The organism is Leucobacter sp. OLIS6 (assembly GCF_002752355.1).
In the GTDB taxonomy this organism is placed as follows: Bacteria; Actinomycetota; Actinomycetes; order Actinomycetales; family Microbacteriaceae; genus Leucobacter.
Genome location: NZ_MRAV01000001.1, coordinates 201,209 through 220,638, shown reverse-complemented (window position 1 = coordinate 220,638; position 19,430 = coordinate 201,209). Strand labels below are relative to the sequence as shown.

At 71.6% G+C, this 19,430-nt stretch carries 20 protein-coding genes; 12 read left to right on the top strand and 8 right to left on the bottom strand.

The features are described 5' to 3' along the window. Nucleotides 1-76: 76 nt before the first annotated feature. Both BMH31_RS01010 and BMH31_RS01005 read left to right on the top strand, forming a co-directional pair. A complete protein-coding gene (locus tag BMH31_RS01010) occupies nt 77-1,618 on the top strand; it encodes a PspC domain-containing protein (RefSeq protein WP_099723500.1) in 1,542 nt (513 codons plus the stop codon). Then, complete coding sequence (locus tag BMH31_RS01005) at nt 1,615-2,028, top strand: hypothetical protein (protein ID WP_099723499.1); 414 nt, start codon at nt 1,615-1,617, stop codon at nt 2,026-2,028. Before BMH31_RS01010 ends, BMH31_RS01005 begins: the two co-directional genes overlap by 4 nt. 69 nt (nt 2,029-2,097) lie before the next feature. Here BMH31_RS01005 and BMH31_RS01000 read toward each other — a convergent pair whose 3' ends face one another. Next, nucleotides 2,098-3,615, bottom strand: a complete 1,518-nt coding sequence (locus BMH31_RS01000; RefSeq protein ID WP_099723498.1) for a histidine kinase N-terminal domain-containing protein — start codon at nt 3,613-3,615, stop codon at nt 2,098-2,100. A gap of 231 nt (nt 3,616-3,846) precedes the next feature. On the opposite strand from BMH31_RS01000, the gene BMH31_RS00995 reads away from it, so the two are divergent. Continuing rightward, entirely contained in the window at nt 3,847-4,311 is a 465-nt protein-coding gene (locus BMH31_RS00995) for an Rv3235 family protein (RefSeq protein ID WP_099723497.1), read from the top strand. Nucleotides 4,312-4,322: 11 nt separating this feature from the next. Here BMH31_RS00995 and rlmB read toward each other — a convergent pair whose 3' ends face one another. From rlmB to phoU, 3 genes are read right to left on the bottom strand one after another with little or no spacing between them, the layout of a single operon-like run. Next, entirely contained in the window at nt 4,323-5,333 is a 1,011-nt protein-coding gene (gene rlmB / locus BMH31_RS00990; protein WP_099723496.1) for a 23S rRNA (guanosine(2251)-2'-O)-methyltransferase RlmB, read from the bottom strand. Further along, a complete protein-coding gene (gene cysS, locus BMH31_RS00985; RefSeq protein ID WP_099723495.1) occupies nt 5,330-6,760 on the bottom strand; it encodes a cysteine--tRNA ligase in 1,431 nt (476 codons plus the stop codon). The genes rlmB and cysS overlap by 4 nt, the downstream gene beginning before the upstream one ends. Before the next feature lie 55 nt (nt 6,761-6,815). Then, nucleotides 6,816-7,457, bottom strand: a complete 642-nt coding sequence (gene phoU, locus BMH31_RS00980) for a phosphate signaling complex protein PhoU (RefSeq protein WP_099723494.1) — start codon at nt 7,455-7,457, stop codon at nt 6,816-6,818. 158 nt (nt 7,458-7,615) lie between these two features. Between phoU and BMH31_RS00975 the strand changes: the two genes are divergently transcribed. Together BMH31_RS00975 and BMH31_RS00970 are read left to right on the top strand one after the other, a co-directional pair. Continuing rightward, complete coding sequence (locus BMH31_RS00975) at nt 7,616-8,842, top strand: ATP-binding protein (RefSeq protein WP_099723627.1); 1,227 nt, start codon at nt 7,616-7,618, stop codon at nt 8,840-8,842. Further along, nucleotides 8,839-9,531 carry a response regulator transcription factor gene (locus tag BMH31_RS00970; RefSeq protein WP_046453870.1) on the top strand — a complete coding sequence of 231 codons (693 nt, stop codon included), beginning with the start codon at nt 8,839-8,841 and terminating at the stop codon, nt 9,529-9,531. The genes BMH31_RS00975 and BMH31_RS00970 overlap by 4 nt, the downstream gene beginning before the upstream one ends. Before the next feature lie 77 nt (nt 9,532-9,608). Here the strand turns inward: BMH31_RS00970 and BMH31_RS00965 are convergent, their stop codons facing one another. Further along, on the bottom strand, nt 9,609-10,169 hold the full coding sequence (locus tag BMH31_RS00965; protein WP_099723493.1) for a DNA modification methylase: 561 nt from the start codon (nt 10,167-10,169) through the stop codon (nt 9,609-9,611). 159 nt (nt 10,170-10,328) lie between these two features. Between BMH31_RS00965 and BMH31_RS00960 the strand changes: the two genes are divergently transcribed. The 3 genes from BMH31_RS00960 to ispF all read left to right on the top strand — a co-directional run bounded on the left by BMH31_RS00960 (nt 10,329) and on the right by ispF (nt 12,181). Beyond that, nucleotides 10,329-10,814: a CarD family transcriptional regulator gene (locus BMH31_RS00960; protein WP_046454009.1), complete on the top strand. Its 486-nt coding sequence runs from the start codon at nt 10,329-10,331 to the stop codon at nt 10,812-10,814. 102 nt (nt 10,815-10,916) lie between these two features. After that, a complete protein-coding gene (ispD, locus tag BMH31_RS00955) occupies nt 10,917-11,717 on the top strand; it encodes a 2-C-methyl-D-erythritol 4-phosphate cytidylyltransferase (protein WP_099723492.1) in 801 nt (266 codons plus the stop codon). Next, on the top strand, nt 11,714-12,181 hold the full coding sequence (ispF, locus tag BMH31_RS00950) for a 2-C-methyl-D-erythritol 2,4-cyclodiphosphate synthase (RefSeq protein ID WP_099723491.1): 468 nt from the start codon (nt 11,714-11,716) through the stop codon (nt 12,179-12,181). Before ispD ends, ispF begins: the two co-directional genes overlap by 4 nt. A gap of 92 nt (nt 12,182-12,273) precedes the next feature. On the opposite strand, the gene BMH31_RS00945 is transcribed toward ispF, so the two are convergent. From BMH31_RS00945 to BMH31_RS00935, 3 genes are all read right to left on the bottom strand, one after another. After that, entirely contained in the window at nt 12,274-13,014 is a 741-nt protein-coding gene (locus tag BMH31_RS00945) for a phosphoglyceromutase (protein WP_099723490.1), read from the bottom strand. 31 nt (nt 13,015-13,045) lie between these two features. Further along, nucleotides 13,046-14,155, bottom strand: a complete 1,110-nt coding sequence (locus tag BMH31_RS00940) for a glycine cleavage T C-terminal barrel domain-containing protein (protein WP_099723489.1) — start codon at nt 14,153-14,155, stop codon at nt 13,046-13,048. 143 nt (nt 14,156-14,298) lie between these two features. Continuing rightward, nucleotides 14,299-14,580: a hypothetical protein gene (locus BMH31_RS00935; protein ID WP_241898070.1), complete on the bottom strand. Its 282-nt coding sequence runs from the start codon at nt 14,578-14,580 to the stop codon at nt 14,299-14,301. A gap of 72 nt (nt 14,581-14,652) precedes the next feature. Between BMH31_RS00935 and BMH31_RS00930 the strand changes: the two genes are divergently transcribed. From BMH31_RS00930 to BMH31_RS00915, 4 genes are read left to right on the top strand one after another with little or no spacing between them, the layout of a single operon-like run. Continuing rightward, the gene (locus BMH31_RS00930; RefSeq protein WP_099723488.1) at nt 14,653-15,330 is read left to right on the top strand and encodes a response regulator transcription factor; all 678 of its coding nucleotides are present in this window, start codon (nt 14,653-14,655) and stop codon (nt 15,328-15,330) included. Beyond that, nucleotides 15,327-16,268 carry a mycothiol synthase gene (gene mshD, locus BMH31_RS00925; RefSeq protein ID WP_099723487.1) on the top strand — a complete coding sequence of 314 codons (942 nt, stop codon included), beginning with the start codon at nt 15,327-15,329 and terminating at the stop codon, nt 16,266-16,268. Before BMH31_RS00930 ends, mshD begins: the two co-directional genes overlap by 4 nt. Before the next feature lie 42 nt (nt 16,269-16,310). After that, nucleotides 16,311-18,452 (top strand): RNA degradosome polyphosphate kinase, encoded by a 2,142-nt coding sequence (locus BMH31_RS00920; RefSeq protein ID WP_099723486.1) that lies wholly within the window; start codon nt 16,311-16,313, stop codon nt 18,450-18,452. Further along, nucleotides 18,449-19,414, top strand: a complete 966-nt coding sequence (locus BMH31_RS00915) for an NUDIX domain-containing protein (RefSeq protein WP_099723485.1) — start codon at nt 18,449-18,451, stop codon at nt 19,412-19,414. Before BMH31_RS00920 ends, BMH31_RS00915 begins: the two co-directional genes overlap by 4 nt. Nucleotides 19,415-19,430 lie beyond the last annotated feature (16 nt).

Sequence of the window (19,430 nt, the reverse complement as noted above, 5' to 3'; positions counted from 1 at the left end):
TCGGGGTGCGGAATGGGGGTCGGCTCAGGGTGATCCCCCATAGCCGAGCCGCCCGGGCCGGAACCAGACTCGAAGCATGAACGAAACGACTCCCCCTCCCGGCGCCCCCGGCGGCTCCGGTCCCGCGAATCCCGGCCCCGCAGGCGCTCCGGGCGGGCGCCCCTTCGGCGCGGGCTTCTTCGAATGGATCCGCGGCCTCCGGGTCCAGCGCAGCGACGACCGCTGGTTCGCCGGCGTCGCCTCGGGCCTCGCGGCACGCTTCGGCATCGACCCGCTGATCGTGCGCGGCATCTTCGTGGTGCTCGCGCTGCTCGGCGGGCCGGGCGTCCTGCTCTACCTCGCTGGCTGGCTCCTGCTGCCCAACTCCCTCGGCCACATCCACCTGGAGGAGGTCTTCCGGGGGCGAGCCTCGGCCGGGATGCTGACCGTCACGATCATCCTCGCGACGCTCGTCTTCATCCCGGTCGTCATCGGGCTCCTCGTCCCCTCCGTCGCCGGCGTGCCGAACTTCGGCATCTGGCACTGGGATCTCTGGGGCGCCATCGGGATCCCGGGTTGGCTCTCGGGCACGATCGCCTGGCTCTGCTGGGCCGCGATCATCGTGCTCGGCATCGTATGGCTGAGTCGCGCCTTCGGCGGCGGGCGGCAAGCCCCGGGCACGCCCGGCGCTGCGCCCGGGCAGCCGTCGCAGCCCGGTGACCCCGCACAGCCCGGCACCGCCGGAACCCCGCAGGATCCGGCGGCATCATTCGGCCAGCAGACCCGGGACTTCGCCGACCGTGCCGAAGCCTGGGGCCAGCGCACCGGTGAACGTGCCGAGGCCTGGGGCCAGCAGTTCAGCGAACGGGCGAACGCCTGGGGCGAGCGGGCGGGCAAGCGCGCCGACGAGTGGACCGCAGACGTCAACGCGCGGTCCGCAGCCTGGACCGCGCAGCATCGCGCCGAGCAGCGCGCCACGCGCCTCGGCCCCGTGCACACCGTGCTCACCCTCGCGCTCGCCCTGCTCGCCGCCGGCGCCACGGCGCTGTGGGCGCAGCAGTCGCAGGCGCTCGGCGCCTCGCACATCCCGGGCGACACCGCGGGTGCGCTGCTCGCCTCGATGATCGCGGCGCTCGTCGTCCTCGCGCTCTCGCTCGTCGTCGCCGGGATCCGCGGCCGCCGCACCGGCTGGATCGGATTCCTCTCCGCCTGCGGCGTCGTCGCGGTCCTGTTCGCCGCGGTGCTGCCCTGGGGCAGCCGGTTCCAGCCCTTCGGGCACCTCGACGCCGGTGCGGAGGCACCCGCGACGGTCATGCTCGCGGGAACCACCGTGCTCGACCTCGGCGCGCTCGATTCGCAGCAGGCCGGCGAGGACTACGAGGTCTGGGTGCTCGCCGGCAACGCCAAGGTGCAGGCGCCCTCGGACCGACCCGCGCGAGTACGCGTCGAGGTCGGAGCTGGCAACATCACCGAACAGCGGGACGGCATCGACTTCAAGCAGTCCGGCCCGCTGGTGGCCCGCACCATCGAGACGGGTGCCGGCGAGCCCGGCCCCACCACCCGCGTGACCGTCCGAGTGCTCGGCGGGAACGTCACCGTCGTCGACTCGTCGGCGTCGAACCAGAGAGGCACCCGATGAACGCTCAGGATCCGACCGCGCCGCTCGAGCCCGTCCCCGCGGAGGTTCCCTCGGAAGATCCCGCGGCGGATCTCGCGGCGGAGCCGGCGGAGCCGGCCGCCCCGCAGGCAGAGCAGGCCGAACAGGCCCCGCAGGCCGAACAGGCCCCGCAGGCGGAGCAGACTCACGGGCCGCAGCCGTTCCCGCAGGCGCAATCGGCCGAACCGCGCCGCCGGGTGCGCACCGGGCCCATCGTCTGGGGATCGCTGATCCTGGCGTTCTGCGCCTTCGTGGTCCAGGTGTCCCTCGCTCCGGGCACCGTCGATCCGGCCGTGTGGATCTCGGGCACCGTGCTCGGCCTCGGGGTCCTGCTGCTCGGCGTCAGCGCGGGGATTCTCGTCCGGAACGCCCGCGCCCGCCGCCGGAGCTGAGTCCCCGAGACGGAGATGCCCCGTGCCGCGGTCTGCGACCGCAGCACGGGGCATCTCGACGTGCGGCGCCTACGCCGTGGTGCTGATCCGCGGGATCTCGCGGGTGTCGGTGCGGATCCAGTGCAGCGGCACCTCGATCGCGACCCGGGTACCGCCCCGGGCGTCGGAACCCCACGAGATCGATCCGCCGAGCTCGCCCTCGATGAGGGTGCGCACGATCTGCGTACCGAGACCGTCGCCGACGCGACCGTCGGGCAGGCCGGATCCGGTGTCGATGACCTCGACCGCGAGCCGGTCGTCGGTACGGTCGGCCCGGATGATGACCTCGCCCTCGCGCCCCGCGAGCCCGTGCTCGACCGCGTTGGTGACGACCTCGGTGAGAGCCAGCGCGAGCGGCGTCGCGTACTCCGAGGGCAGCTCACCGAACTTGCCCTCCTTGCTCGGGTGCACCGTGGTGCCGTGCAGGCTCGCGACCTCGGCCGCCAGCCCGAGCACCCGGTCGAAGACCACGTCGAAGTCGACGATCTGCGAGAGCCCCGTCGACAGGGTGTCGTGCACGACCGCGATGGCCGCGACACGGCGCATGGCCTGGCCGAGCACCTCTTTGGCCTCCTCGCTGCGCGCCCGGCGGGCCTGCACCCGCAGCAGCGAGGCGACCGTCTGCAGGTTGTTCTTGACCCGGTGATGGATCTCGCGGATCGTCGCGTCCTTGGTGATGAGCTCCTGCTCCTGCTGACGCAGATCGGTCACGTCGCGGGTCAGGATGATGCCGCCCGCCCGCTCGCCGTCGCGGATCACGGGGATCGACCGGAGGGTCACCACGCGTCCCCTCGCCTCGATGTCGGCGCGCTTCGCGATCTTGCCCTGCGTGATGAGCGGCAGCGACTCGTTGGTGTCGAACTGGCCCATCAGCAGCTCGGCGAGCACCTCGCTCAGCTTCTCGCCCTCGAGCTCGTCGCGGTATCCGAGCAGCGTGAAGGTCGTCTGCGTGTTGGGGCTCGCGAAGGTGACCTCGCCGTCGGGGGCGACTCGCACGAGCCCGTCCGCGGCGCGGGGAGCGCCGCGCTCGCGGCCCTTGGTCGTGCCTGGTGAGGGGAAGAGCCCGTGCTGGATCATGGAGAAGAGGTCGGAGGCGCACTCCCGGAACGCGGCCCCGATGCGCGAAGCGCTCTGCTGGTCGGCGCTGCTCGTGTGCAGCGTGACGACCGCGAACGGCCCCTGCAGACGCCCCTGCTCGTCGCGACGGCTCACCGAGAACGCGGTGAGGTTCATCGGGTTCTCCTCGTACCAGGCCGGCGAGGTGGAGACCACGGGAGCCCGGGTGGTCATCGCCTCGTCGACGAGGTCGCGCCAGTCGGGGCGGAGGAAGTCGCCGATCACGTCCCGGTAGAACAGCGTGACCGAGCCGGCGGGGCGGCTGTGCGCGACCGCGAGGTACTCGCCCGCGTCGGTCGGAGCCCAGAGCACGACGTCGCCGAGCGCGAGGTCGGCGAGCAGCGGCCAGTCGAGCACGAGCAGATCGAGCCACTCGATCTCCTCCTGGCTGAGGTTCGAGTACTTCTCGGCGAGATTCTGCAGCGTCGACACGGGATCAGCCTAACGTTTCGCGCAGCGGCCCCGGAACGCGGACCGACGCCGACAGGCGGCACTGAAGACCGGGCGCAGACGCCGGATGCCTCGGATCCCACGGCCAGGACGCGCTTGACCGTCGATTGATCCGGTTTTCTAGGGTGGAAGTCATCCGATCGCACGCCGCCCGGCGATGCGGATCGGGTCCGGGGTCTGTGGGGGACGTCCGTCCAGCTTCGAGAGGATCCCGTGCCCGACACCCGCATGCGCTCGCGCGCCCATCAGCACTCGCCGCCCCCGCACCGTCATCGGAGACCGCAGAGCTCGGAGCACCACCTGCAGTGGCCGAAGCCGCAGGATCCGGTGCCCGACGACATCCCGGAACCGCCGCCCCGCCTGGTGCGGAACCTGGCGGTCCGCGCGTTCGAGATCATCGACGGCACCCGAACCGCCGCGCAGCTGGGCCCGTGGATCACTCCGCTCGTGGCCCGACGGCTCGAACGGCTCCGCGCGATGCACGAGGAGCGTCGCCGCGTGCTCGGCGACCAGCGTCGCTCGGTGCCGGAGGCCGGCCCCGCGCACATCACGAGGCCGCGCCCGAACGTGGCGGAGGCGTCCGTCACCCTGCACACGGCGGTGCGCGCCTATGCGGTACCGATGCGCCTCGAGTACCTGCGCAGGCGCTGGATCGCGACCTCGCTGACGGTGCTGTGAACCGCCGACGCCTACTCGGAGACGGCCGCGCGCTCGGCGCGGAGCTTCGACACCTCGTAGAGGGTGACGCTCGCCGCGATGCCCGCGTTGAGCGACTCCGTCGCGGCCGAGATCGGCACCGAGACGATCACGTCGCAGGTCTCGGTGACGAGGCGCGACAGCCCTTCGCCCTCGCTGCCCACCACGAGCACCACGGGGCGATCCGCGAGCTCGAGGCCGGGCAGCTCGACATCGCCGCCCCCGTCGAGGCCGATCACGAAGACGCCGCGCTTCTTCAGGTCCTTGAGGGTCCGGGTGAGGTTCGTGGCCATCGCCACGGGCACCCGCGCCGCGGCACCCGCGGAGGTCTTCCACGCTGCGGCGTTCAGGCCGACCGAGCGGCGCTGCGGCACGATGACGCCCTGGCCGCCGAACGCGGCGACCGAGCGGATGATCGCGCCCAGGTTGCGCGGATCCGTGACCCCGTCGAGCGCGACGAGCAGCGGGTTCTCGCCGCGCTCCTCGACCTGATCGAGCACCTCGAGCGGGTGCGCGTACTCGTAGGGCGGCACCTTGAGCAGCACGCCCTGGTGCACCGTATCGCGCATGGTCATGCGGTCGAGCTCGGCGCGCATCACCTCGAGCACGGGGACCCCGCGCCCGACCGCCAGGCCGAGGATCTCGCGCATGCGATCGTCCATCTCGACCTTGGCCGCGACGTAGAGCGCGGTCGCCGGGGTCTTGGTGCGCAGCGCCTCGAGCACCGCGTTGCGGCCCGTGACGAGCTCGGTGTCGACCGGCTTGCGGGTGGAGCGCTGCACGCGTTCGCCCGAGCTACCGCCGCGGCTGCCGTGGCGGTCGCGCGCCGCGTTCAGACGCTCGCGCGCGGCCTTGGCCTTACCCGCCGGGTGGTACGGGCGATCCTCCGCCTTGGGGGTCGGCTTGCGGCCCTCCAACGCCTGGCGGCCCTGACCGCCCGACCCGACCGCCTTGCCGCGGCTCTTCTTGCGTACGGCGCCTGCGCGCCCACTCTTGTTGCTCATGCGAGGCTCCAGCCCGTTCCGTTCTGACGATCTTCGAGTGCGATGCCCGCGGCCTGCAGCCGGTCGCGGATCGCGTCGCTCGTAGCGAAGTCCTTGTTGGCGCGCGCCTCCGCGCGCTGCGCGATCAGTGCGCCGACGAGCGCGTCGAGCGCACCCTCGGCGGCCGCGCCCGCGCCCGCCGCGGCGCTCGCGCGCCAGACCGGGTCGGCGGGGTCGAGCCCGAGCACGCGCAGCATGGCGATGACCTCGCCCGCGCGCACGCGCAGCCCCTCAGCGTCATCGGCGTCGATCGCGGTGTTGCCCGCGCGCACGGCCTCGTGCAGCGCAGCGAGCGCCTGCGGCACCGCGAAGTCGTCGAGCATCGCGTCGACGAACGCCTGCGGCAGCGCGCCCGGCTCGGGCGCCGCGCCGGAGCGCTCGGTCGCGCGCGCCACGAAGCCCTCGATGCGCTCGAACGCCGCCGAGGCCTCGGTCAGCGAGGTCTCCGAGAACTCGAGCACCGAGCGGTAGTGGGCCGAGCCGAGGAAGTAGCGCAGCACGATCGGCCGCGTCTGGGCCAGCAGATCGTGGGCGAAGAGCGAGTTGCCGAGCGACTTCGACATCTTCTGGCCTCCGGTGTTCACGAGGCCGTTGTGGATCCAGTGCCGGGCGAAGCCGTGCCCCGCCGCCGACGACTGCGCCAGCTCGTTCTCGTGGTGCGGGAAGCGCAGGTCGAGACCGCCGCCGTGGATGTCGAACTCGGTGCCGAGGTAGCGGGTCGCCATGGCCGAGCACTCGATGTGCCAGCCCGGACGCCCGGCGCCCCACGGGGACGGCCACGACGCGGTCGCGGGCTCCGATTCGCGCGACGCCTTCCAGAGGGCGAAGTCGCGGGGATCCCGCTTGCCCACCGGCTCCGAATCGGCGGCGTCCTCCATCTGCTCGCGGCGCTGCCGCGTGAGCGCGCCGTATTCGGGCCAGCTCGCGGTGTCGAAGTAGACGCTCGCCGAGCCGTCGGCCGCGCGGTAGGCGTGGCCCCGCTCGATCAGCAGCTCGATCAGCTCGACCATCTCGCGGATGTTCGCGGTCGCGCGCGGCTCGTAGGTGGGCGGCAGCACACCGATCGCGTCGTACGCGGCGGTGAAGTCGCGCTCGACCCGGTAGGCCAGCGCCCACCATTCCTCGGATCCGCCGGCCTCCCGCGCGATGCGTGCGTTGTCGAGGATCTTGTCGTCGATGTCGGTGACGTTGCGGATCAGCGAGACCTCGAGGCCGCTCGCTTCGAACCAGCGCCGCATCTGGTCGTACACGAGCGCGCTGCGCAGGTGGCCGATGTGCGGCGCGGACTGCACGGTCGGCCCGCAGACGTAGAGTCCGACCCGGCCCGCTTCGCGCGGGACGAAGTCGACGACGTCCTGGGTCCGTGAGTCGTAGATCCGCTGTTGCATCCTTCGAGTCTACGGCCTCACCAGGGGCGATCGCCCCCTGTGACGCCGATCCCGCCTACTCGAGCTCTCCGCGCAGGAAGAAGTTCATCTGCTTCGAGATGTGGACCGCGTGATCGCCGAAGCGCTCGTGGTAGCGGCTCGCGAGGGTGGCGTCGACCACGCCGGTCGGGTCGGCCTGCAGCTTGTCGCTGAGCACCTTCTCGAACACCTTGGCGTGCAGCTCGTCGATGTCGTCGTCCATGTCGCGGATCACGTCGATCGTGGCCGGGTCCTGGTTGCGGAGCAGCTCGACGAGCTTCTCGGCCATGAGCACGTCGAGTTCGCCCATGCGCACGAAGGTCTTCTTCAGGCCCTTGGGGATCGCGCTCTCGGGGTAGCGGTAGCGCGCGAGCTGGGCGATGTGCTGGGCGAGGTCCGCCATGCGCTCGAGCGAGGCGCTCATGCGCAGCGCGCCCACCATGAGGCGGAGGTCGGACGCGACCGGCTGCTGCCGGGCGAGGATGTCGATGGTGAGCTCGTCGAGCGCGCCCGCCTGCTCCTCGACCGCCTCGCTGCTGTCGATGACCTGCTCCGCGAGAGCGACGTCGGAGTTCCCGAAGGCGGTGGTCGCCTGCTGGATCGCGTCCTTCACGAGCTCAGCGATCTCCACGAGGCGGTCCTGCACCTCGCGCAGCTCCTGCTGGAAGACTTCACGCATATCGAACGGTTCCCTTTCCTCCGGCGCGCCGAGAGGGCGCGTCGCACGCAACGTTACGGCATCAGTGTTCCCCACGGCCGTGAACGCCTCCCGGCCCTCAGGTAAACAGGAGTTGAACACGGGGCTCCGGTCGATCGCCGCCGAATACCATGGGTGCCATGACCCCGACTCTGCTCGTGCTCGCCTCCATCGGCCTGGGGATCCTCATCGGAGTCCTGGTCACGGCGACGATCACCGCCGCACGCTCAGCAGGCCGCCGACGAGCCGCCGCGCTGCGCCCCGAGCTCCCCGAGGTCGCGGTCGAGATCCTGAACGAGCATGACAGCTTCGCCGTGATCCTCGATTCCTCCCTCTCCCCCGTGTACGCGAACCCGGCCGCCCGCGACGACGCCCGGATCACAGGCGAGCAGTTGCGCGAGCAGGACTTCCTGGCACAGGCCCGTCGCGTGATGTCGACGGGCATGACCGAGACCCGGCAGCCGTCGGCGGACGACACCGCGGACACCGTGCGCGTGCACCTGTTCCGGATCCAGCGCCGATTCCTCGTGGTGATCGCCGAGGACCTCGGCGAGGAGCAGCGCGTCAACGCGATGCGCCGCGACTTCATCGCGAACGTCAGCCACGAGCTCAAGACGCCCATCGCGGCGATCAGCCTGCTTTCGGAGGCCGTGCACGAAGCCGCCGACGAGCCCGATCGGGTCCGTGGTTTCGCGCAGACCCTGATGAAGGAATCGCAGCGCCTCGGCAACCTCTCGCGCGACATCATCCAGCTCTCCGAGGCCCAGGGCACCGTGCAGCCCGAGGACCGGGAGCCGGTGCCGCTGCGCGGCCTCGTGCGGGCCGAGGTGGACGCCCACCGCACCTACGCCGAGCAGCACGGCGTCGAGCTCGTCGTCACCGAGCCCGCCGCCGAACTCGGCGATCTCGTCACCCTCGGTCGGCAGGCGTCGCTCGGCGTCGCCCTCGCCAATCTGCTGAGCAACGCCATCCGCCACTCCCCCGACGGGGGCCGGGTCGGGATCGGCATGGAGGTCACCGATCGCGCCTGCGTCGTGACCGTCACCGATCAGGGAGACGGCATCCCCGCCGAGCTCCTCCCCCGCATCTTCGAGCGCTTCTACCGGGTGGACGCCTCGCGCAGCCGCGCGGGCGGCGGCACGGGCCTCGGCCTGAGCATCGCCAGGCACACCATGCGCTCGCACGGCGGGGACATCGAGGTCTGGTCGCAGCCGGGCGTCGGGTCCAGCTTCAGCCTGACCTTCCCGCTCGTCGACCTCGGCGAGGACCCGCGATCGAAGAAGGCGAAGAAGGCCCGCGGATCGGCGAAGACCAAGAAGAACCAGAAGCAAGCCTCCGCATCGCGGAAGAAAGAGGTCACGGCGTGAGTCAGCGCATCCTGCTGGTCGAGGACGAGGAATCGATCTCGCAACCGCTCGCGTTCCTGCTCGAACGAGAGGGGTACCGGGTCCGGGTCGTCGCGGACGGCTCGGAGGCGATCCGCGTCTTCCCCGAGGAGCAGTTCGAGCTGGTGCTGCTCGACCTCATGCTGCCGGGCCTGCCCGGGACCGAGGTCTGCCGGTCGATCCGTGCCCGCTCGCAGGTGCCGATCATCATGCTGACCGCGAAGGACAGCGAGATCGACATCGTGGTGGGACTCGAGCTCGGCGCCGACGACTACATCACGAAGCCCTACTCGACCCGCGAGCTGCTGGCCCGCGTCCGCGCCGCCCTGCGCCGCGGCCACGCCGGTGAGCCGGAAGAGGAAGAGGCCGAGGAGGGCGTGCTGGAGGAGCTCGGGGTGCGCCTCGACACCGAGCGCCACACCGTCTCGGTGCGGGGTGAGGAGATCTCGATGCCCCTGCGCGAGTTCGAGCTGCTCGAGCTGCTCATGCGGCACTCCGGCAGGGTGCTCACCCGCGGCCAGCTCATCGACCGCGTGTGGGGCAGCAACTACTACGGCGACACCAAGACCCTCGACGTGCACATCAAGCGGATCCGATCCCGGATCGAGCCGGTGCCGTCCGACCCCACGATCGTCACGACGGTCCGCGGCGTCGGCTACCGCTTCGCCTGAGCGCGCCGACCCCGGGCAGGAAACGACGGAGGGCCCGCAGGCGATGCCTGCGGGCCCTCCGTCGTTCGCGCGGGGCGTCAGTTGGCGGGAGTCGACTCCGCGCCGGCCTTCGCGTCGGCGGCCTTCTCGGCGGGACCCGAGAACTTCGCGACCTGCTCCGCCGTCAGCACGTAGGGGCGGTACTCCTTGAGGGAGCCGTCGAGCACGGGGATCCGGTGCTGCACCTCGGCCGAACCCGGGGTCGACAGGTAGGCGTCGACGAGCGTGCCGGCCTTCGCCTCGGGGATCTGCACGAGCACCGGGGTCTGCTCGCCTTCGGGATCGCCGAACTTGGTGGTGCCCGCGGGCACCTCGAACTCGGAGGTGGCGACCTGCTGGCCGTCGGCCATGAACGAGATGGTCAGCTGCTGCGCCTTCTCGCCGGCGTTGATGCCGGTGAAGACGACGTTCTGCTGCTCGCCGCTCTCGTCGGCGACCAGCATGAGGTTGCGCACCTCGACGCCGTTGACGTTGGCGTCGACCCCGTCGCTCGGCGCGTACTGGATCAGCGTGTCCTGCGCCGCGATCAGGCTGCAGCCGGTCGCGCCGAGGGTGAGCGCCGCCGCGAGGGCGATGGATGAGGCGATCCGAATCTTCAAGGAGATCCTCCGAAGCGATGGTGGTCGAGTCCCTGCCCGCTCCGCGAGCAGTTTGGAATCATCCTACCGGCAGCGCGCAACTCGGTGCAGCTTAGGCTGCCCTTACTAGCGGTATGTCGGTGTGGTATTCTAGAGGTTGGAACACGAAGGAGCCACTCCATGCAATTTGAGGTCGGAGAGACTGTCGTCTATCCCCATCACGGCGCGGCCAAGATCATCGAGGTCAAGACGCGCAAACTGGGCGGCGAAGAGAAGCTCTTCCTCAAGCTCCAGGTGAACCAGGGCGACCTGACCATCGAGGTGCCGGCAGAGAACTGCGATCTGGTCGGCGTCCGCGACGTCATCGACCAGGAGGGCCTCGAGCAGGTCTTCGAGGTCCTGCGCGCCCCGTTCACCGAGGAGCCCACCAACTGGTCCCGCCGCTACAAGGCGAACCTCGAGAAGCTCGCCTCGGGCGACGTCATCAAGGTGTCCGAGGTCGTGCGCGACCTGTGGCGCCGCGACCAGGAGGTCCGCTCGCTGTCCGCCGGCGAGAAGCGCATGCTGGCCAAGGCCCGGCAGATCCTCGTCTCCGAGCTCGCGCTCGCCGAGAAGACCGACGAAGACAAGGCATCCGAGATGCTCGACGAGGTGCTGGCCTCCTAGGCCCGCCCCGTCGCACGCAGAACGCCCCGCCCCGAGCGGGGCGTTCTGCGTTTCCGGGGGTGGACCCGGGCCCGGCGGGTCCCCGCGCGGTACTCTGACCCTATGGAACGCTCACCGCTCGCGAACGAGCACCCCGGGACCGGCAGCACCCCGCACCCCATCGGCAGTCTCGGCGTGGTGCTCGTCGGCGCCGGTAGCGGTACCCGGCTCGGCGCGGGTGTCCCCAAGGCCTTCGTCGAGATCGGCGGACGCACCCTGCTCGAGCACGCGCTCCGCGCGGTGACCGCGCTCCCCCACGCCGGGCATATCGCGGTGGTCGTGCCGGCTGAGCGCGCCGCCGAGGCGCTCGAACTGCTCGATGCCGCGCTCCCCGACGGCTGCGCCTGGTCGACCGCGGTGGTCCCCGGCGGACGGGAGCGCCACGAATCGGTCCGGTTCGGGATCGATGCGCTGCCCGACTCGGTGACGACGGTGCTCGTGCACGATGCGGCCCGGCCGTTCGCGAGCCCGGAGCTGTTCGATCGCGTCGCCGCCGAGGTGCTGCGCACCGGGACCGCGGTGGTGCCCGCGCTGCCCGTCGCCGACACCCTGAAGCGGGTGGGCGGCGACGGCGTCGTGCGCGAGACCGTCGACCGTTCGGCCCTCGTCGCGGTGCAGACGCCGCAGGGCTTCCCGCGCGAACTGCTCGCCGCCGCGCACGCGACCGCGCAGCTGCAGGACGGCGATCCGGCGCGGCATGAGGCGCCGCCGACGGACGACGCCGAGGTCGTGCAGCGCGCCGGCGGGACCGTGCGCACGGTCGCCGGCGAGCAGCGGGCGCACAAACTCACGACCCCCGAGGACCGGGCGATCCTCGAAGCGCTCTTCGAGCGGTTCGGCGGCGGCTCCGCGGACGCGCGATGATCCGCGTCGGCACGGGCGTCGACGTGCACGCGTACGATCCGGAGGCGGCCTTGCGCCTCGCGGGACTCGACTGGCCGGGCGAGGCGGGGCTGTCGGGGCACAGCGACGGCGACGTCGTGTGCCACGCCATCGTCGACGCGCTGCTCTCGGCCGCCGGCCTCGGTGACATCGGCGGCCTCGTCGGCGTGGATCTGCCCGGCACCGAGAACGCCGACAGCACCGGCTTCGTGCGCCTCGCGCTCGACCGCCTGGGCGCCGCGGGCTGGCGCCCCGTCAACGTCTCCGTGCAGATCGTCGGCAACCGGCCCAAGTTCGCGCCGCGGCGGGCCGAGGCCGAGGCGCGCATGAGCGCACTCGTCGGCGCCCCCGTGAGCCTCGGCGCCACGACGAGCGACGGCCTCGGATTCACCGGTCGCGGCGAGGGGATCGCGGCGATCGCAACCGCCCTCATCGAGCGCGACTGACGCGGGCGAACCGGCCCGGAACGCAGCAGACCGGGCCGGGGTCGCGCCTCCTCATCCGGAGGGCGCGACCACGACCCGGTCGATGTGCGCGGTCAGCGGCCCTGGCTGGCGACCGCGGCGGCGCCGGCGGCGGCGGCCTCGGGGTCGAGGTAGCGGCCGGGGCCGGTCGGGCGGCCCGCGTCGTCGATCTCGTAGACGAGCGGCATGCCCGTCGGGATGTTGAGACCCGCGATGTCGTCGTCGGAGATGCCCTCGAGGTGCTTGACGAGCGCGCGCAGCGAGTTGCCGTGCGCCGTGACGAGCACCGTGTTGCCCGCGTTCAGGTCGGGCACGATCGCGTTCTCCCAGTACGGGACCATCCGCTCGATGACGTCCTTCAGGCACTCGGTGCGCGGCTTCTCTCCGTCGATGCCGTCGTAGCGGGGATCGTTCGCCTGCGACCACTCGCTCGCGTCGTCGAGCACGGGCGGCGGGGTATCGAAGGAACGACGCCACTCCATGAACTGCTCCTCGCCGTACTTCTGCAGCGTCTCGGCCTTGTCGAGGCCCTGCAGCGCGCCGTAATGGCGCTCGTTGAGGCGCCAGGATCGACGGACCGGGATCCACATGCGGTCGGCGCTCTCGAGCGCGAGGTTCGCGGTCTGGATCGCGCGGCTGAGCACGGAGGTGTGCAGCACGTCGGGCAGCAGCCCCGCCTCGGCGAGCAGTTCACCGGCGCGCGCGGCCTCGCCGCGGCCCTGATCGGTGAGTCGCACATCGACCCAGCCGGTGAACAGGTTCTTCTGGTTCCATTCGCTCTGGCCGTGGCGAAGCAGGATCAGCGTGTTCGTCATGCCCCAAGTCTAGGCGAGCGCGCGACCGGATTCAGATGCGCGGCAGACGGGGGACGCCGCGCGTCGCACCGGCGTCCGCGGGCACGATCGTCTCCTGCGCGGCCGCGACCGAATCCGGCCCCTCGCCGATCCGGACCTCGAGCGCCGCGTCCTCGGGCACCGAACGCTTGAGCAGCGCGAGCGCGATCCCGCCCCACTCGTGGTGCAGGCCGGCCCGGGTCACCCGGCCGACCGGTCGCGCCTCGGCCCCGGCGGCTTCGCCCGCGCGGAAGACGAGCGCGCCGCCCTCGGGCAGCTCGCCTGAGGAACCGTCGAGGTGCAGCAGCACGAGGCGCCGCGGCGGGTGGCCGAGGTTGTGCACCTTCGCCACCGTCTCCTGCCCGCGGTAGCAGCCCTTGTTCAGGTGCACGGCGGATCGCAGCCAGTCGAACTCGTGCGGGATCGCCCGCTCGTCGAGCTCAGCCGCGGACGGGCGCGCCGCTTGGATCTCGAGCGCGTCGAGCGCTGAGAGCCCGGCCGCGCGGATCGCGGTGCCGTCGACGAGCGCGGCGACGCGTTCGAGCTCGGTGCGCGGCACGACGAAGCGGATCGCGTTCCAGCCCTCGCCGGGGTGCCGACCCGCGTACTGGGCACCGCCGTGCGCGAGCTGGCCCCACGGATCGCGCCACACCGCCGCGGCGATGCCGAGCGACTCGACCGCGGACGCCGCGGGTCCGTCGCCCATGACGAGCACGGTCGCGAAGTCGGCGCTGCGATCCTCGATCTCGACGCGCAGCGCGAAGCGCATGCGGAGCAGGAAGGCCAGCAGATCGGCACCGCGACCGGGATCGACGAGCAGCCAGAGACGCTCCCCGTCGTCGACGACGCGGATGGGCTGCTCGATGCGCCCGTTGGGATCGAGCAGCAGGGTCTCGGCGGAGTCACCCGGGCGCAGGCCGATGAGGCTCTGGCTGGTGAACGAGTGCACCCAGCTCAGACGATCGGGGCCCGAGACGGTGAGGACCTCGTGATGGCCGAGATCGACGATCGCGTCACCGGCTTCGAGCGCCCGCTGCTCGATGAGCGGAGCGCCGTAGTGCGCGGCGACGCCGGATTCCGACGCCTCGACGGCGCCGGGAAGTCGCAGGAAGCTGCTGGGCACGCGGCCTAGCGCTGACCCTTGAACAGCTTGTAGACGACGGTGCCGGCCACCCACGCGATGGAGAGCGAAGCCAGGCCGAGCAGTCCGAGGAAGAAGAGTTCGAGAGCGAGCATGGCCCCATGCTACCAGCGCGGAGGCGCCCTTCAGCCGACGAGCAGGCCGATGAGGTCGATCACGGCGATGACCACGACCGAGCCCGCGACGCTGAACGCCGTGCGCGTGATGAACCCCTCGCGCTGGGCCGTGCCGAGCTGCAGGGCGAAGGTGACGAGCGTGCTCGCCCCGATGGCGAGCGCGAGCCAGGCGAAGCGCTGCTCGGCGTCGTGCTCAAGCACGGTCACGAGCACGCCGATCACGGCGGCGACGGCCCAGGCGATGATCAGCCTCGGCAGTTGCCAGGAATGCACTTCGTCGGTGTCGCTCACCCGGCCATTGTGGCACAGCGCTCCGCCTAGGATGGAGGGGTCTCGATCGCCGCGGCAGAGGGGAGCGCACCGATGCAGCTGCTCTGCCTCGCCGACCAGGACCCGGCCGACGCGCTCCCGGGCGTGGAGCTGCTGGCCCACGAGCTGCGCGCAGCACCGCTGTCGATCGAGCCGAGTCCGAGCCTCGCGGCGCGGTCCGACGCCGTGCTCATCGACGGCACCCAGCATCCGCGGCTCGCGCGCAGCGCCGGCCAGGCCCTCGCCTCGAGCACCGCCACCCCGGTGCTGCTCGTCATCGCGGAGTCCACGCTCGCCGCGGTCACGACCGAGTGGGGCGTCGACGACGTGCTGCTGCCGACCGCTTCCCCGGCCGAGATCGACCTGCGCCTGCGCCTCGCCTGCGAGCGGGCGCAGCGGCGGGGGGCGGGAACCGCCGAGACGGGCGCGACCGGTCTCCGCATCGACGAGGAGACGTTCACCGCGCGCCTGCACGACCGGCCGCTCGACCTCACCTACAAGGAGTTCGAGCTGCTGCACTTCCTCGCCGCACACCCCGGGCGCGTGTTCACGCGCGAGCAGCTGCTCAGCGACGTCTGGGGCACCGACTACTTCGGCGGCACGCGCACGGTCGACGTGCACGTGCGCCGACTGCGCGCGAAGCTCGGCGAGCACGACTCGCTCATCGGCACGGTGCGCGGCGTGGGCTACGGCTTCGCGCGCGAATCGCAGGACACGGAGGACGGCGAATGAGCACCGAGATCGATCCCGGATCCGCGGACGGCTGGACCGCGGTACGCGCACTGCTCGACGCGGCCGAGCGCGCCGACGGCGCCGCCCCCGTCTCGGACCAGGCCGTCGCCGGAGCCGCGCAGGGGAACCGGCGCGTGCTCGCGTTCGGCGCGGATCCCGGGGCGTCACCGGACGCGGTCGGCATCGTGGGCGCCGGCGAGCTCGATCTCGTGGTGCGCCCCGACGCGCGCGGGCGCGGCGTCGCGACCGCGGCGCTCGCCGAGCTGCTGGAGCTGCCCGAGGCGAGCGGCGAGCTGCGCGCCTGGGTGCACGGAACGAACCCCGCGGCGGAGGCGCTGCTGGGCGCGGCCGGGTTCGCGCCGGTCCGCTCGCTCCACCTGATGACGCTCGATCCCGAGCGTCTTCCCCAGGGCTCCCCCGACCCCGCCGCACCGATCCTCGCCGCGGGGTTCGCGAGCCCGGCGGCCGACCCCGCCAACGCGACGCAGCTCGCCGAGCGGGTCCGTGTCAACGCCCGCGCCTTCGCCGATCACCCCGAGCAGGGCGCGATGACGGCGGACGACTTCGCGACGCTCGCGCGCGAGCCCTGGTTCGCGGCCGACGACGTGCTGCTCGCCGCCGACGCGTCGCGTCCGGGCGCACCCCTCGCCGGCTTCGCGTGGGTCAAGACCGTGCGCGGCGACGACGAGGTCGAGTGCGAGCTGTACGTGCTCGGCGTCGACCCGGCGTACGGCGGCCGAGGACTCGGCCGCGCGCTGCTCGACGCGACACTCGCGCGCATGTCGGCGCACCGGCCCGGCCGGGTCTCGCTCTACGTCGACGGCACCAACGAGCGCGCGATCCGCCTGTACGAGCGGGCCGGCTTCGCGCTCGAGCGCGAGAGCCGGCAGTGGCTGCGCCGCGCGACGCCGGGCGACACCGCGGAGAACTCCTCGTGAACGGCGGGTGCCGGGCCGACCCCGAGTGACAGAATGGGGATCATGAGCGACGACACCCGCCACCAGACGGACGCGATCCAGCACGCCGAGACCGACGACCTGCCGGCCGACCGGTATCTCGATCGCGAGCTCAGCTGGCTCGCCTTCAACCAGCGCGTGCTCGAACTCGCCGAGGATCCGACCGTGCCGCTGCTCGAGCGGGCGAACTTCCTCGCGATCTTCGCGTCGAACCTCGACGAGTTCTTCATGGTGCGCGTCGCGGGCCTCAAGCGCCGCATCGTCACGGGCCTCGCGGTCCCCACCAACGTCGGCCGCGCACCGACCGAGGTGCTCGCCGAGATCAACCGCGTCGCCTACGAGCTGCAGCTGCGCCACGCGCGCTGCTTCGCCGAGCAGGTGCAGCCCGGGCTCGCGGAGGCCGGGGTCAAGATCGTCGACTGGGACACGCTCGACGACGCCGACCACGCGATCCTGACCGAGTACTACGAGCAGCACATCTACCCCGTCCTCATGCCGCTCGCGGTCGACCCGGCGCACCCGTTCCCCTACATCTCGGGCCGCGCGCTCAACCTGTCGATCCGGGTGCGCAATCCGCGCACCGACAAGGTCGAGTTCGCGCGCCTCAAGGTGCCGCAGATGATCCCCCGGTACGTGCGCGTCGATCGCCGGGAGTCGGCCGAGGACGTGCGCTTCATCTCGCTCGAGGAGCTCATCGCGAACCAGCTCGACGGCCTCTTCCCCGGCATGGAGGTGATCGATCACCACGTGTTCCGCGTGACCCGCAACGAGGACGTGGAGATCGAGGAGGACGAGACCGAGAACCTGATCCAGGCGCTCGAGAAGGAGCTGCTGCGTCGCCGCTTCGGCCCGCCGATCCGCCTCGAGATCTCGGACGACATGGACGAGGCCACGCTCGATCTGCTGGTGCGCGAGTTCGACATCGACGAGGAGCAGGTCTACACGCTGCCCGCGCCGCTCGACCTCGGCGGTCTCTTCGCGGTGACCCGCATCGAGCGCCCCGATCTCAAGTTCACGCCGCACATCCCGGTGACCCACCCGCAGTTCCGTCCGAACACGCCGAGCGAGAAGCCCGACGTGTTCCGCGCGATCGCGCGCCGCGAGGTGCTCGTGCACCACCCCTACGAGTCGTTCTCGACCAGCGTGCAGGCGTTCGTCGAGCAGGCCGCGACCGACCCCGACGTGCTCGCCATCAAGCAGACGCTCTACCGCACCTCGGGCGACAGCCCGATCGTCGCCTCGCTCATCAAGGCGGCCGAGGCCGGCAAGCAGGTGCTCGCGCTCGTCGAGATCAAGGCCCGCTTCGACGAGGAGGCCAACATCACGTGGGCCCGCAAGCTCGAGCAGGCGGGCGTGCACGTGGTCTACGGCCTCGTCGGTCTCAAGACCCACTGCAAGCTCGTGCACGTGATCCGCGAGGAGCAGGGCCGGCTGCGGCACTACTGCCACATCGGCACCGGCAACTACAACCCGAAGACCAGCCGCATCTACGAGGACTTCGGCCTGTTCACGTCCTCCGACGAGGTCGGCCGCGACGTGACCCGCCTCTTCAACGTGCTTTCGGGCTACGCGATCGAGACGCAGTACGACCGGCTGCTGGTGGCGCCCCTGCAGCTCCGGCAGGGCCTGCTCGACCGCATCGAGCGCGAGGCCGAGCACGCGCGCGCCGGGCGCCCGAGCGGGATCAAGCTCAAGGCCAACTCGATGGTCGACGAGGCGATCATCGACGCGCTCTACCGCGCGAGCCGCGCCGGAGTCCCCATCGAGATCTGGGTGCGCGGCATCTGCTCGATCCGGGCCGGCGTGCCCGGCCTGTCGGAGAACATCCGGGTGCGCTCGGTGCTCGGACGCTACCTCGAGCACTCGCGCATCTACGCCTTCGAGAACGCGGGCGACCGCGAGGTCTACATCGGCAGCGCCGACCTCATGCACCGCAACCTCGATCGCCGCATCGAGGTGCTCGTCCGCCTGATCGACCGCGAGCACCTCGCACGCATCGACCGCTTCTTCTCGTTCGCGTTCAGCGACGAGGTCTCGTCGTGGCGCATGCTGCCCGACGGGAGCTGGTCCCGCCGCGTGGTCAGCGAGGAGGGCGAGCCACTGCCCGATCTGCAGGATCTCGTGATGGTGGATCGCGCCGAGGCGCGGAGCCGGGGAGCCCGATGAGCGCTGCGGCGCCGAGCCCGATCCTCGCTGCGGGCACGGTGTGCTGGCGCCGTGTCGTGCGCTCCGACGGCCGCGAGCAGCTCATGGTGCTGCTCATCCACCGCACCAAGCAGCGCGACGTATCGTTCCCCAAGGGCAAGCTGGATCCCGGTGAGAGCATGCCGCAGGCCGCGGTGCGCGAGACGCACGAGGAGACGGGTCTCACCGTACGTCTCGGCGCGAACCTGGGCACGATCCACTACCGGATGCCCGGCAACGGCGAGAAGACCGTGCAGTACTGGGCCGCGGAGGTGACCGAGCAGGCGGTGCAGTCGTCGACCTTCCGTCCCAACAAAGAGGTCGCAGCACTCGAGTGGGTGCCGCTGAGCAAAGCGCGCAAGCGGTTGAGCTACCCCGCCGACCGCGAGATCCTCGACGTGTTCCAGCGCTTCGCGGATCGCGACGCCACCGAGACCTTCTCGGTGATCCTGCTGCGGCACGCGAAAGCCGAGCCCCGGAGCGCGATGTTCCCCGAGGACCGCACCCGGCCGCTCGCCGACGCCGGCGAGGATCAGGCCGAGAACCTGATCGCCATGCTCGACTCGTTCGGCCCCAAGCGGATCCTCTCGTCGAACGCCGAGCGCTGCATGCGCACGGTCGCCCCGCTCGCGCACCATCTTCGCAAGACGGTCCGCGTGCACGAGGGCCTCAGCCAGGAGGCTTGGGACGCCGGCAGCACCGACGAGCTGCGCAGCATCGTCGGCAAGGTCGTGCGCAAGGGCAGGAACACGATCATCTGCACCCACCGGCCCGTGCTGCCCGATGTCGCGCGCGAACTCGCGCTGGCCACCGGCAGCCTGCCCGGCGACTACCTGCAAGAGGCCGCGGCGCTGCCCCCGGGCGGCTTCTCGGTCTTCCACTTCTCGCGCACCCACCCCGGCGCCGGGATCCTCGGCGTCGAGGTGTATCCCGTCAGGCACTGAGCGGCCGCACCACAGG